The organism is Streptomyces sp. NPDC090994, assembly GCF_044768905.1.
In the GTDB taxonomy this organism is placed as follows: Bacteria; Actinomycetota; Actinomycetes; order Streptomycetales; family Streptomycetaceae; genus Streptomyces.
Window position 1 is genome coordinate 83,237 of the sequence record NZ_JBIVWS010000004.1, and the last position, 12,316, is coordinate 95,552.

Here is a 12,316-nt window from a genome sequence, read left to right on the forward strand (position 1 = left end):
GGCTACGCCACCGACCAGGCGATCCCGTCGAGGATCGCTCCTCAGCGCGCCTCGGAGGCGCAACTCCAGGCGATCCCGTCCAGGATGTCGTGCTCGCTGACCACGACCTCCGCCGCACCCGTCCGTTCCATGATCGTCCGCAGGACGAGAGCCCCCGCGCCGATCACGTCGACGCGGCCCGGGTGCATGGAGGGGATCGCGGCGCGTTCGGCGTGGGTGGAGTGGAGGAGGCGGGCGGTGATCTCGTCGACCTGGGCGCGGGTGACGCGGGAGTGGTGGATGGCCGTGGAGTCGTACTCCGGAAGGTCCTGCGCGATCGCGGAGATCGTCGTCACCGAGCCGGCCAGACCGACCAGCGTGCGCGCCTCGCCCAGCGGAACCGTCTGCTCCGCCAGGTCCAGGGCCGCCTCGATGTCGGCCCGCATCGCCGCGATCTGCTCCTCGGCGGGCGGGTCGGTCACCGCGCCGTCGCGCACCAGGTGCCGTTCGGTCATCCGGACGCAGCCGACGTCGACGGAGCGGGCGGCGCGGACGTGGTCGTCGCCGACGACGAACTCCGTGGAGCCGCCGCCGATGTCCACGACCAGGAAGGGGCGGTGCAGGTCGGCGCGGCCGGTCAGCTCCCTGGTGGCGCCGGTGAAGGAGAACTCGGCCTCCTGGTCGCCGGTGATCACCTCGGGTTCGACGCCGAGGATGTCCAGCACCCCGCGCACGAAGTCGTCGCGGTTCTCGGCGTCGCGGGAGGCGGAGGTCGCCACGAAGCGGACCCGCTCGGCGCCGTGCCGCTCGATGATCTGCGCGTACTCGCGGCAGGCGGCGAAGGTCCGCTCCAGCGCCTCGGGGGCGAGCCGTCCGGTGCGGTCGACGCCCTGGCCGAGGCGGACGATCGTCATCCGGCGGTCCAGTTCGGTCAGCTCGCCCGTGGCCGGGTCCGCGTCGGCGACCAGCAGCCGGATGGAGTTGGTACCGCAGTCCACGGCGGCGACACGGGTCACTTCTCGTCCTCCCCGCAGGCGGTGGTCACGCACGGGCCCTTGCGCCACCACTCGGGCAGCATCCCGATCGCCTCGTCGCCCAGCGGGTTCACGCCGGGCCCGGCGGCCAGCGAGTGGGCGACCAGCACATGCAGGCACTTGACCCGGTCGGGCATGCCGCCCGCGCTCGGGAAGCCGGTCAGCTCCTCGATCTCGTCGCGGCGCCGGATGTAGTCCTCGTGCGCGGCGCGGTACGCGGCGGCCAGCTCCGGGTCGGTGGCGAGCCGCTCGGTCATCTCCTTCATCACCCCGTCGGCCTCCAGGGTGCCGATCGCGGAGGCCGCCCTGGGGCACGTCAGGTAGTACAGCGTCGGGAACGGCGTCCCGTCCGGCAGCCGGGGGGCGGTCTCCACGACGTCCGGCTGCCCGCAGGGGCACCGGTGCGCGATCGCGCGCAGTCCGCGCGGCGGACGGCCCAGTTGCTGGCGGAACGCGTCGACGTCCGCGTCGGTGGGCTCGGTGCGCGGGGTGGGCGGCGGGGGCGTGTGCATGGCTGGCTTCTGTCGGTCTTCCTGTAAGTCCTACTGGTGGCTGGTGGCGGCGTCGGCCTTGTCGACGCCGTCCCAGAGCGTGCGGTACCAGGGCCGGCCGGCGGCCCCGAGACCGGCCCGCGACTGCTCGGCGGCGCCCGGGTCGACGACGATGTAGCCCGTCTCCCCCGGCATCACGTAGTGCAGCCGCTGCCGGATCTGCTGCTCGGCGTAGGCGTCGTCCTGCCAGCGTGCCTTGAGGTCGCGCAGGTCCTCGACCCGCTGCCGCGCCTGCTCCTTCTCCCGCTGGAGCTCGGCGATCTCGGCGCGCTGGGCGACGTACTGCCGTATCGGGTAGGCGAGCACCACGACCAGGGAGCAGATCACCATCACCAGCAGGGCCGCCCGGCCGGTCAGCCGGGAGCGGCGGGCCTGGCGCTTGGTCTGCGAGCGGTAGACCCGGGCGGCGGTCTGCTCGCCGAGCGCCCTGATCCTGGTCGCGGTGGAGAAACGGTCCCGGTCCCTCACGGCCATCTCGTTTCCCGCCTCCCGTGCACACGCGTACGTCCCCGCACACGGTACGGGACCGGGTACGGGGACGTACGTACGACGCTGCCTTCTGCCGGGCTGGTCAGCCCTTGAAGCGCGGGAAGGCGCTGCGGCCGGCGTACACCGCGGCGTCGTCGAGGATCTCCTCGATGCGCAGCAGCTGGTTGTACTTGGCGACGCGCTCGGAGCGGGCCGGGGCGCCGGTCTTGATCTGGCCGCAGTTGGTGGCGACGGCGAGGTCGGCGATGGTGACGTCCTCGGTCTCGCCGGAGCGGTGGGACATCATGCACTTGAAGCCGTTGCGCTGGGCCAGCTCGACGGCGTCCAGCGTCTCGGTCAGCGAGCCGATCTGGTTGACCTTGACGAGCAGCGCGTTGGCGGCGCCCTCCTCGATGCCGCGGGCCAGGCGCTCCGGGTTGGTGACGAACAGGTCGTCACCGACGAGCTGGACCTTGTCACCGAGCTTGTCGGTGATGGTCTTCCAGCCCTCCCAGTCGTCCTCGAACAGCGGGTCCTCGATGGAGACCAGCGGGTAGGCGTCGACCAGCTCCGCGTAGTACTCCGTCATCTCGGCGGCGGTGCGCTCCTTGCCCTCGAAGGAGTAGACGCCGTCCTTGTAGAACTCGGAGGCGGCGACGTCCAGGGCCAGGGCGATCTGCTCGCCGGGGGTGTAGCCGGCCTCCTTGATCGCCTCCAGGATGAGGTCGAGGGCGGCGCGGTTGGAGTCCAGGTTCGGGGCGAAGCCGCCCTCGTCGCCGAGGCCGGTGGACAGGCCCTTGTTCTTCAGGACCTTCTTCAGCGTGTGGTAGACCTCGGCGCCCCAGCGCAGGGCCTCGGAGAAGGACTCCGCGCCGATCGGGGCGATCATGAACTCCTGGATGTCCACGTTGGAGTCGGCGTGCGAGCCGCCGTTCAGGATGTTCATCATCGGAACGGGCAGCAGGTGCGCGTTCGGGCCGCCCAGGTAGCGGAAGAGGGGGAGGTCGGACGCCTCGGAGGCGGCGTGCGCGACGGCCAGGGAGACGCCGAGGATGGCGTTGGCGCCGAGCGAGCCCTTGTTGTCGGTGGCGTCCAGGTCGAACATGGCCTGGTCGATCAGGCGCTGCTCGGTGGCGTCGTAGCCGACCAGCTCCGGGCCGATCTGCTCGATGACGGCGAGGACGGCCTTCTCCACGCCCTTGCCCAGGTAGCGGTTCGAGTCACCGTCACGCAGCTCGATGGCCTCGAAGGCACCGGTGGAGGCACCGGACGGAACGGCGGCACGACCCGTGCTGCCGTCGTCGAGGCCGACCTCGACCTCGACCGTGGGGTTGCCTCGGGAGTCCAGGATTTCCCGGGCTACGACGACGTCGATGGACGGCACGAGCATCTCCTTCTTCAATGTGACGCTTCTGTGTGACGCGGGTGCGCGGCACGCAGCGGCTCTGCGGGTCCGAGCCTAACCGGCTCCGGGAGATCGGCCAGCCGGTCACCCACCCGTTGTGCGGAACCGAGAGTAAATTGTTTCTGAACGGAACAAAGCAGGGGGGCGTTTCGGCCGTCATGTTCCGGACATGCCCCCGCCCCGGCGCGTACGGGGGAGAACGCGCCGGGGCGGGGAGCCTGTGAGCCGTCAGCCGAGGTGCAGCTGCTGGCCCGGGTAGATGAGGTCGGCGTCGTCGACGATGTCGTCGTTCAGCTCGAACAGCTTCGCCCAGCCGCCGTCGACGTCGTGCGCCTCGGCGATGGAGCTGAGGGTGTCGCCCTTGACGACCTTGTACTCGCCGTCACCCTTCTCGACCTTCGTGCCGGTCGGAGTGGTGACGGTCTCCTCGGACTTCTGCGCGGTCTCGGCGGCCGGGCGCTCCTGGGAACGGGAGGCCGGCTGCTCCTGCGTCTCACGGGTCTCGGTGGAGCCGCTGGAGCTGCTGGAGCCGCTGCTCTGGCTGTCGGAGGAGGAGGAGGAGGACGAGGAGGACGAGGAGCCGGTGTAGCCGCCGGCGCCCGACAGGCCCGTGCCGCAGGTCGGCCAGGCGCCCTTGCCCTGGGCCGCGAGGACCTTCTCGGCGACCTGGATCTGCTGGTCCTTGCTGGCCTGGTCGGCGGTGGAGGCGTACTGCGTGCCGCCGTACGCCGCCCAGGTGGACGCGGAGAACTGCAGACCGCCGTAGTAGCCGTTGCCGGTGTTGATGGACCAGTTGCCGCCGGACTCGCACTGGGCGACGGTGTCCCACTCCGACTCGGTGGCGGCGGAGGCGTTGCCGGCCGCCATCAGCGGGGCGGCGACGGCGGCACCGGTCACGCCGGCGATGGCGATGGCGCGAGTGGCCTTGGACGGACGACGGTGCTTGCCCTTGCTGGAGAACAGCATGGAAGATCCCCTCACCGACGCCTGCGAGGTGAGCTGTCGGGTTCGGGCCGGTTGAGTTGCCCGGCCGGGTCCCTCACGGGACTCGGCTCCACCCCTAGCCGCTCCGGCTCAACTGCCCGGTGCGGCGACTTACCTTGGGTCCCCCGCTCCTGCCTTCGGCGCTTGCGCGACGACTGTTCCCGGACTGCCGCTGGCAGGATTCGGCGTTGCGGCGGCCGGGGCCCGCGATGGCGAGCGGTCATGACCGTAGACAGGCCCCGGGTGGATTTTCAAAGACGATCAGGGCTTCTGAGACCTATCTCTCACGGCGTTTAATACGGACATTCACCCTTAACCGTGACGCGAACTGCCGTCACTTTTCGACCGGTTCGACCCCAACAGCAAGCTTCTGACCGGGCAGGATGTGGTCGGGGTCGGTACCGACGGCGTCCTTGTTCGCGGCGTAGAGGGAGGACCATCCCCCGGCGAGCTCAAGGGAGTCGGCGATGGTCCACAGACTGTCGCCGGCGCGGACGGTGTACGTCCCGTCGCCCGCCCCGCGCGCCGTCTCGTCGTCGCGCGAGGCATGCCGCCCCGAGGACGACCCCGAACGGCCCTTCGCCGTCTCCTCGTCGGCACTGCCGCCGCGGTGCCGGCCGGTGCCGGTCCCGCCGGCCGTGTCGTCCTCGCCGGTCTTGGTGAGGCTCGAAATGGCGGGGGTCGGTTCGAGGTTGCCGGCGCTGCCGCTGGTGCCGGAGGTGTCCGTGGTGTCGCGCTTGGTGGTGGCCGCGTCGCCCGCCTCCTCGACGGGGGAGGCGGATTCGGACGATGTGTCGGAGTCAGCCGATTCGTCGTCGGTGTCCGAAGTGTCGGCTGACGGAGTGTCCGACGGGGAGGCCGAGGAGCCGGAACCAGAGCCGGAGGCGGAGCCCGAGTCGGAGCCGTCCGAAGTGTCGCCCTTGTCGGCCGAGTCGGTGGTGTCACTGGTACCGGTCGAGTCCTTCGAACCGGCAGATCCCGAGGAGGCGGAGGAATCGGTCGAACCGGATGAACCATCCGAACCACCTGAACCACTCGAACCATCCGACTCCGCATCCGATGACGACGACTCGGACGAATCGCCCGACGAGCCGTCACCCGACGTGCCGCCGTCCAGCCCGGCGAGCAGTCCGCAGGTCGGCCAGGCGGCGATGCCCTGGGCCGCCAGGACCTTCTCGGCCACGCGGATCTGCTGCGAGCGGCTGGCCTGGTCGGCGGTGGTGGCGTACTCGAGGCCGCCGAACGCCTCCCAGTCCTCCTGGGACAACTGCAGACCGCCGTAATAGCCGTTGCCGCTGTTCTGGCTCCACGCGCCGCCGGTCTCGCACTCGGCGACACGGTCCCAGGACGCGCCGTCGGCCGCGTGGGCGCCGGTGGCTCCGAGGAGCGGGATCGCGATGGCGGAGCCGGTGACTCCGGCAGCGACGACCAGGGCCGGGGCCTGGCGGGGGCGACGGTGTCGGCCGTTCCCGGAGAGCATGCGGAGACCTTTCACGAGACAGCAGGGCCCGCACGGCGGTTGGTGCTCGGTGCCGCGCTGATCCGTGAACGTATAGGCATACGATCACTCATCACAAGTTCATGCCGTGTAGATCACATGGAGATCACAGTGGTGACGGCGCGTCACCTTTGCTGGTGCGACGGATCGTTCACTCAGGTGCGGTGAACGACACCGGCAGGGTGCGCAGCCCCCTCATGATGAGGCCGCCGCGCCAGCGCAGTTCGGCCGGATCGACGGCGAGGCGCAGGTCGGGCAGGCGGGTCAGGAGCGTGGCGAGCGCGGTCTGGCCCTCCAGGCGGGCCAGCGGGGCGCCGAGGCAGTAGTGGATGCCGTGGCCGTAGCCGAGGTGCTGGCTGTCCTTGCGGGAAAGGTCCAGGGTGTCGGGGTCCGTGAAGCGCGCCGGGTCGCGGTCGGCGGCGGCGAGGACGACGAGGACCGGGTCGCCGACGGCGATGTCCTGCCCGCCGAGGGTGAGCGGCCGGGTGGCGAACCGCCAGGTGGCCAGCTCCACCGGGCCGTCGTAGCGCAGGAGTTCCTCCACGCCGGTCTCCAGCAGGCCGCGCTCACCGGCCGCCAGCGACTCCTGGAGGCGGGTGCGCTGGCCGGGGTGGGTGAGCAGGGCGTACGTGCCGTTGCCGATGAGGTTGACGGTGGTCTCGAAACCGGCGAAGAGGAGGATGAACGCCATCGCGGCGGCCTCGTTCTCGGTGAGGTGCTCGCCCTCGTCGGAGGCGCGGATCAGGCCGGAGATGAGGTCCTCGCCGGGCGCCGGCTCGGGCGGCAGCGCCTGGCGTTTGCGGTGGATGAGGTCGGCGAGGTAGCCGCGCATCTTCTTCACCGACCGCGCGACCCCGCCCCGGGGGCCTCCGCCGTGCCGGATCATCATGCCCGCCCAGTCCCGGAAGTCGTCCTGGTCCTCGCGGGGTACGCCGAGCAGGTCGCAGATGGCGTAGATGGGGAGCGGGAAGGCGTAGTCGTGGATGAGGTCGGCGCTGCCGGCGCGCGCGAACCGGTCGATGAGCTGGTCGGCGAGTTCCTGCACGCGGGGCGCGAACTCGGCGACGCGGCGCGGGGTGAACGCCTTGCTCACCAGCCGGCGCAGCCGGGTGTGGTCCGGTGGGTCGATGTTGAGCAGGTGCGTCATCAGCTCCGCCTTGCGCTCCCCCGGGATGCCGGTCTTGCCCTTGGCGTGCGCGGGTTCGGCGTGATGCGCCGGGTTCTTCGACAGCCGGGGGTCGGCGAGCGCCTGCCGGGCGTCGGCGTACCGGGTGACCAGCCATGCCTCCACCCCGCTGGGCAGCCGGGTGCGGTGCACGGGGGCGTGCTCGCGCAGCCAGGCGTACGCGGGGTACGGGTCGCTCGCGAACTCCCAGGTGAACAGCTCGGGGGCGACAGGGGCCGGGGTGGCGGGGGCCGGGGTGGTGGGGGCGGAGGTGGGGGTGGTGCGGCGGGGCTCGGCTTGCTCGGTCACCCCCCGACCGTATCCGTCCCTCTTTTATGACCGCGTCCGCGCCTCCGTCTCCCGGATCGCGTCCCGGTAGGCCCGTGCCGCCGCGCGCAGGGCCGCCTCCGGGTCCACGCCCTCCGCCTCGGCGCGCACCGCCAGCGCCAGCAGCTCGTAGCCGGGGCCCTCGGCGCGGGGCAGCGGGACGTCCAGGCCGGCCGTGCGCACCCGGGAGGCCAGCTTGGCGGCGAGGGCCAGGCCGGGCTGGCCGAGCGGGACGCCCTCGGTGACGGAGGTGCGCTGCTTCTCCACCGCCTTGGTGCGCAGCCAGTGCTCCCTGACCTCCTCGGGGGTGGTGGCGGTCTCGTCCCCGAAGACGTGCGGGTGGCGGTGGATCAGCTTGCTGACGATGGTCGCGGCCACGTCGTCGATGGAGAAGGGGTCGGCACCGTCCTCCGGGCGGCCTTCCTCGGCGATCCGGGCGTGGAAGACGACCTGGAGCAGGACGTCGCCCAGTTCCTCGCGCAGGTCCTCGCGGTCGCCGTCCTCGATCGCCTCGACGAGTTCGTACGCCTCCTCGATGGCGTACTTCGCCAGGCCCTCGTGGGTCCGCCGGGACGACCACGGGCACTCGGCGCGGATGCGGTCCATGACCTGGACGAGGTCGAGCAGGCGGGCGCCGGGCAGGTCGTAGGAGGCGGGCAGCAGCTCCAGCTCGGGCATGCGGACGCGGCCGGAGCCGGCCAGCCGGGCCAGACCGTCCGTCAGGGCCGGCTCCCCCTCGCCGGTCGCCACGACCACCACGGTGTGTCCGCCCGCGCAGGCGTCGACCAGTTCCTCGGCGGTGGGGGCCGACTCGTCGACCCGTATCCCCGCCTCCCGCAGATACGGGAGCTGCGGATGCGCGCCGTCCGCGCACAGCACGCGGTCGGCGCCGCGCAGCGCCTGCCAGGCCGGCCAGGACAGCAGGCCGGGGGCGACGCGGTGGCTGGTGGTGAGCAGGACGACGCGGCCGGGGGCGGGGGCCCGGCCGGCGACGGCTTCGGGACTCGTGGCGTTCACACCTCGAACGTAACGCACGGCGCCGGACGCCCCAGGAGTTGTCCACAGGGGCGGCTTACGGCTGTGCCGTCACGTCGCCTGGGGCACTCCCGCCGGCGCGACCTCCCGTACCCAGGGCGTCTTCGCGTCGGCGCGGCTGCTCTTCTCGACGTCCCAGGTGCCGTAGCGCGGGTTGAGGTCGATGTCGAGCTTCTCCGACGTCTGCGACAGGGCCTTCCAGAAGGCGGGCTGGCCGGTGTCGGTGCCGAGGTGCTCGGCGAGCTTCTGGGCCTCCAGCTGGAGGCGGAGGTTGTCGTCCACCCGCCCCGGGGCGATGCCGTACTGCTGGAGCCAGACCGTCTCCAGCGCCTTGGCTCCCCCGGCCTGCTGCTCCAGCCCGGTGCGCATCCGCTGGACCTCCTTGCGGGTGACGGTGACGCCCGCGTCCTGGGCGGCGCGGTGCAGTACCCGGTCGAGGACCATGCTCTGGAGGGTGTCGCGGGTGAGGCTGCCGGTCCTGGAGATGGCCTGCGCGTACTGCGCCTCGTCGGGCACGGCCGCGCGCTGGGCCGCGCGTACCTCGCTGACCCGGGCCTCCAGTTGCGCGACGGTGATCCGCCGGCCGTCGACGACGGCCGCCGCGCCGGGGTGCGCGTCGTTCCCGCAGGCGGTGAGGAGCGGTGCCGCCGCGGCGATCGCGGCGGTGAGGACGAGCGCGGTGCGACGGCGGCGGTGCAAGGGGACCTCCCGTTGGAGATTGTGCGACGGTGCACAAGGTCTTGCGGTGATCGATGGTAGGCAGTGGGCGGGCTCCGGCCAACCCATTCGACCAACGATTCACCGGGACGTCGGGCACCGCCGCACCGCACCGGCCGGTGTTGGCGGGTGCCGGACTAGCGGGACGGCTCGTCCGTCGGCGCCGGGAGTGCGTGGACGGTGAAGACAGGCGCCGGCGGGGCCGTGGCCGCGGTGGTGCGGGCGGCGGCGAAGGCGGTGGCGCTGGATGCCTCGTAGACGCGGGTCTGGTTGGTGCCGGTGCGGTAGGAGAAGGCCCAGGTGGGGCCGGAGGCGTTGGTGTAGGTGAAGGCGGTGGGGTCGGTGGCCGCCGCCTCGTAGGTCTCCTGCTTCCAGGTGCGCCAGGTGCCGGAGCCCTGGGTCTGCTCGCCGGTGTTGTAGAGGTAGCCGTCGTCGGCGCGGGCCATGATCTCGGTGATGCCGGTCAGCGGGCTGATGACGACGGACGGGGAACCGGCGAAGGTCTTGTCGCCGACCTGGGACCAGGTGCCGGGGAAGGCGCCGCCCTCGGACGACTGGGCCAGGGTGACGATGTGCCCGTCGGCGTCACGGGCGAAGACGGCGAGCCGGTAGCCCGGGTAAACCACGACGGACGGCGTGCCGGTGAAGCCCGTACCGGCGAGGTTGGTCCAGGCCGAGAGGGTGCCGTCGCTGAAGTGGGCGGTGGTCAGGGTGCCGGAGGCGTTGACGCCGAACAGCTGGATGCCGTCGCGGACCGTGACGGCGGTCAGCGGCTGGGTGTGGCTGCCGCCGCTCAGCGGCAGCCAGCTCATGAAGTAGCCGTCGGCCTCCTGCTCGGCGCGGTACCAGGGCCTGCCGTCCGCGTCGACGGAGAACTGGACCAGACGGCCGTCGGGCAGTTCCGCGGTGGTGGCGTGCTGGGCCATCCGACCGGCCAGGTCGGTCCAGTTCGACCAGTCGGCGCCGGCCGGCGCGGCCTGGTCGCGCGTCCAGATGTCGCTGTTCAGGTTGTGGGCGGTCAGCACCAGGCGGCCGTCGGAGTGCTCGGCGAGCGAGGGCCGGCCGGTGAACCCCTCCTGGTCGTCGACGACGGTCCACTGGACGCTGTTGAAGTCGGAGGGGTCCGACTGGCGTCCGTGCACGAGCCGGCCGATGCCGTCCGTGTAGGCGTACTCCACGGTGCCGGCGGAGGCCTGGAGGACGCTGGTGGTGCTGTGGGCTTCCACCGTGATCTGCGGGGCCGGCGGGGTGTGGTCGGCGGTGATGGAGCAGGTGTCGGGGGCGGCGGTCACGTCGCGGTAGCCGGCCCAGCGGTCGGAGCCGATGACCTTGGCGGCGACGGCCCAGGCGTCGGTGTCCTCGTCGTAGCGGTAGTAGCGGAGGTTGCCGTCCGGCATCACGCGCAGCAGGGTGTCGCCGCCGAGGGACGCCAGGTCGCCCTCGGTGTTCCAGCCGGAGTAGGACACCCGTATGTGACGCTCGATCCAGCGCTGGCTGGTGAAGTCGTAGCGGGAGCGGTACAGGGACCCGGTCGCGGCCTCCCGGCCGTAGATCACCCCTTCGTCACCGGCGACGACGGCGTCGTAGCGGCTCCAGTCCGCGTCGACGATCTTGTCGCCGCCCGGGTACCAGGAGCTGGTGTCCGCGTAGTACTTGTGCCAGCGCAGGGCGCCGTTCTCGTCGAGCCGCCAGATGTGGCCGGCGCGGTCGACGGTTATCTTGTCGCGGTTCGCGGCCTGCTGGTACTGGCCGAAGTTGTTGCTGATCTTCTTGTGGTGGATGTCCCAGGTGCCCGAGCTGGTACGCCGGCTCAGGTAGAGGCCGTCGGACTTGACCCCGTACAGCTCCTGGTCCGGGCCGGCCATGACCTGCCCGTAGCCGGACCAGCCGGTGTCGATCGTGCTGGGCGACGGCATCGTGCCGCCGGTGAGGGGGGTGGGCATGGCCTGGCGCAGCAGGTTCCCGGCCGTGTCGACGGCGTACGTCGGTCCCGTACTGGCACAGGTGACCGCGGCGGCGGCCTGTGCGGGGGTCGGGGCGAGCGCCACGACGGGCAGCGCGGCGGCGGCGGTCACGAACACGGCCAGCCGGCGACCGGCCCGGCCTCGCGTCGTCTCTCTCATCGATGTCCTTCCCTCACGGAGCCGATGCTCTTGATCACGGGACGTTAGGCAACGCTCGGTGAACGCGGCAGTGTCGTGCGGGGGAACAGCTCGTGTTTCGCTGTGTGGATCCGCTGAATTATCGGTGAAACGGCTGACAGGGACGTCACACGGATCAGGCGGAGGGTGCGGCGGCTGACGGTGACTCCCTATTGCCGTGCCGCGATGGCAGGACGGAGCGGTGCGCTTCCGAGGTCCCTGGTGCCCAGAGTGGCCACCGCGTCAGCGATGGCCCTGAGGCGCGAACCGACGGCACGACAGATGCGCCTGGTGGTCGAACTGTCCAGCCTCCGGCAAGCCGCCGGCCTCAACGCCCGTGTAACAGCGTCACTGCTCGGAGTGTGCTCAGCGAGGGCGTCGGCGAGAAGCGGCTGTGCCTCCTCGCGGCCCACTACGCCGCCTGTGCGGACGAGAGGCTGATCGACCACCTGGTCACGATGGCCACCGGCCGAACCCGCGGGTGGCGGGGGGAGTACCGAGGCGTGCTGCCGCGGCCGTTCCTCGACCTGGTCGAGCTGGAACACCACGCCGCACCTCTGCACGAGGTCGTGATGCTGTTCGTACCCGGAATGCTGCAAACGGAGGACTACGCCCGCGTGATCTTCGAGGGGGTGTCCCCCACCCCCGTACGAAGGCATCAAGGTCACGGTCCCCCAGGCGGGCGGTATGCGCACCGACTGGGCCGGCTCCTCCATGACCGTCCCGCCCATCAGCCGGCCCTACGAGCAGTCCGCCGGTGCCTTCGCTGACATGATCAGGAGTTCAGACCCCGAGGCCGTGGCCGCCGACTCCGCCAAGGCGGCGGCCATCGTCGTCGGCCTCGCTGGCCGAGAGGACGCCCCCACCCAGATCCTGCTCGGCCGCGACGCACTGCAGTACTGGCAGGCCGCCTCCTGGGCAGTGGCGGAGTCCGACGAGGAGTGGCGTCCGGTCTCCGAGTCCACTTGGGCCTGACAGCTGCTGATGGACATGGCCTGCAAGGCGAGGCTGT

At 71.5% G+C, this 12,316-nt stretch carries 11 protein-coding genes, 1 pseudogene and 1 riboswitch; of the genes and pseudogenes, 2 read left to right on the forward strand and 10 right to left on the reverse strand.

Going from position 1 to position 12,316, the window contains the following annotated elements:
- Positions 1–41: 41 nt before the first annotated feature.
- The 10 genes from ACIQR3_RS10540 to ACIQR3_RS10585 form a co-directional block, all read right to left on the reverse strand.
- Positions 42–995 carry an exopolyphosphatase gene (locus ACIQR3_RS10540; RefSeq protein ID WP_403536974.1) on the reverse strand — a complete coding sequence of 318 codons (954 nt, stop codon included), beginning with the start codon at positions 993–995 and terminating at the stop codon, positions 42–44.
- Entirely contained in the window at positions 992–1,525 is a 534-nt protein-coding gene (locus ACIQR3_RS10545) for a DUF501 domain-containing protein (protein WP_215170482.1), read from the reverse strand. The genes ACIQR3_RS10540 and ACIQR3_RS10545 overlap by 4 nt, the downstream gene beginning before the upstream one ends.
- A 30-nt stretch (positions 1,526–1,555) precedes the next feature.
- Positions 1,556–2,038 carry a septum formation initiator family protein gene (locus ACIQR3_RS10550; protein WP_403536977.1) on the reverse strand — a complete coding sequence of 161 codons (483 nt, stop codon included), beginning with the start codon at positions 2,036–2,038 and terminating at the stop codon, positions 1,556–1,558.
- 97 nt (positions 2,039–2,135) lie between these two features.
- Positions 2,136–3,416: a phosphopyruvate hydratase gene (eno, locus tag ACIQR3_RS10555; protein WP_215170478.1), complete on the reverse strand. Its 1,281-nt coding sequence runs from the start codon at positions 3,414–3,416 to the stop codon at positions 2,136–2,138.
- Between the two features lie 249 nt (positions 3,417–3,665).
- Positions 3,666–4,403 (reverse strand): transglycosylase family protein, encoded by a 738-nt coding sequence (locus tag ACIQR3_RS10560; protein WP_403536980.1) that lies wholly within the window; start codon positions 4,401–4,403, stop codon positions 3,666–3,668.
- Between the two features lie 3 nt (positions 4,404–4,406).
- Positions 4,407–4,574, reverse strand: a riboswitch (cyclic di-AMP (ydaO/yuaA leader).
- A gap of 181 nt (positions 4,575–4,755) precedes the next feature.
- Positions 4,756–5,901 (reverse strand): transglycosylase family protein, encoded by a 1,146-nt coding sequence (locus ACIQR3_RS10565; protein ID WP_403536983.1) that lies wholly within the window; start codon positions 5,899–5,901, stop codon positions 4,756–4,758.
- A 169-nt stretch (positions 5,902–6,070) separates the two neighbouring features.
- Entirely contained in the window at positions 6,071–7,303 is a 1,233-nt protein-coding gene (locus ACIQR3_RS10570; RefSeq protein ID WP_403537779.1) for a cytochrome P450, read from the reverse strand.
- A gap of 114 nt (positions 7,304–7,417) precedes the next feature.
- The gene (locus ACIQR3_RS10575; RefSeq protein ID WP_403536986.1) at positions 7,418–8,428 is read right to left on the reverse strand and encodes a nucleoside triphosphate pyrophosphohydrolase; all 1,011 of its coding nucleotides are present in this window, start codon (positions 8,426–8,428) and stop codon (positions 7,418–7,420) included.
- A 69-nt stretch (positions 8,429–8,497) separates the two neighbouring features.
- A complete protein-coding gene (locus ACIQR3_RS10580; RefSeq protein ID WP_403536988.1) occupies positions 8,498–9,145 on the reverse strand; it encodes a SurA N-terminal domain-containing protein in 648 nt (215 codons plus the stop codon).
- A gap of 155 nt (positions 9,146–9,300) precedes the next feature.
- The gene (locus ACIQR3_RS10585; RefSeq protein WP_403536991.1) at positions 9,301–11,286 is read right to left on the reverse strand and encodes a tachylectin-related carbohydrate-binding protein; all 1,986 of its coding nucleotides are present in this window, start codon (positions 11,284–11,286) and stop codon (positions 9,301–9,303) included.
- Between the two features lie 267 nt (positions 11,287–11,553).
- Between ACIQR3_RS10585 and ACIQR3_RS10590 the strand changes: the two are divergent.
- Positions 11,554–11,945: pseudogene (locus ACIQR3_RS10590) on the forward strand (Scr1 family TA system antitoxin-like transcriptional regulator); the annotation flags it as partial.
- Between the two features lie 46 nt (positions 11,946–11,991).
- The gene (locus ACIQR3_RS10595) at positions 11,992–12,279 is read left to right on the forward strand and encodes a hypothetical protein (protein ID WP_403537814.1); all 288 of its coding nucleotides are present in this window, start codon (positions 11,992–11,994) and stop codon (positions 12,277–12,279) included.
- The last annotated feature ends 37 nt before the right edge of the window (positions 12,280–12,316 follow it).

Excerpts from the sequence above, each read along its gene's own strand:
- ACIQR3_RS10545 (WP_215170482.1), bottom strand. The coding sequence starts at position 1,525 with ATGCACACGCCCCCGCCGCCCACCCCGCGCACCGAGCCCACCGACGCG.
- ACIQR3_RS10550 (WP_403536977.1), bottom strand. The coding sequence starts at position 2,038 with ATGGCCGTGAGGGACCGGGACCGTTTCTCCACCGCGACCAGGATCAGG.
- ACIQR3_RS10560 (WP_403536980.1), bottom strand. The coding sequence starts at position 4,403 with ATGCTGTTCTCCAGCAAGGGCAAGCACCGTCGTCCGTCCAAGGCCACT.
- ACIQR3_RS10565 (WP_403536983.1), bottom strand. The coding sequence starts at position 5,901 with ATGCTCTCCGGGAACGGCCGACACCGTCGCCCCCGCCAGGCCCCGGCC.
- ACIQR3_RS10585 (WP_403536991.1), bottom strand. The coding sequence starts at position 11,286 with ATGAGAGAGACGACGCGAGGCCGGGCCGGTCGCCGGCTGGCCGTGTTC.
- ACIQR3_RS10595 (WP_403537814.1), top strand. The coding sequence starts at position 11,992 with ATGCGCACCGACTGGGCCGGCTCCTCCATGACCGTCCCGCCCATCAGC.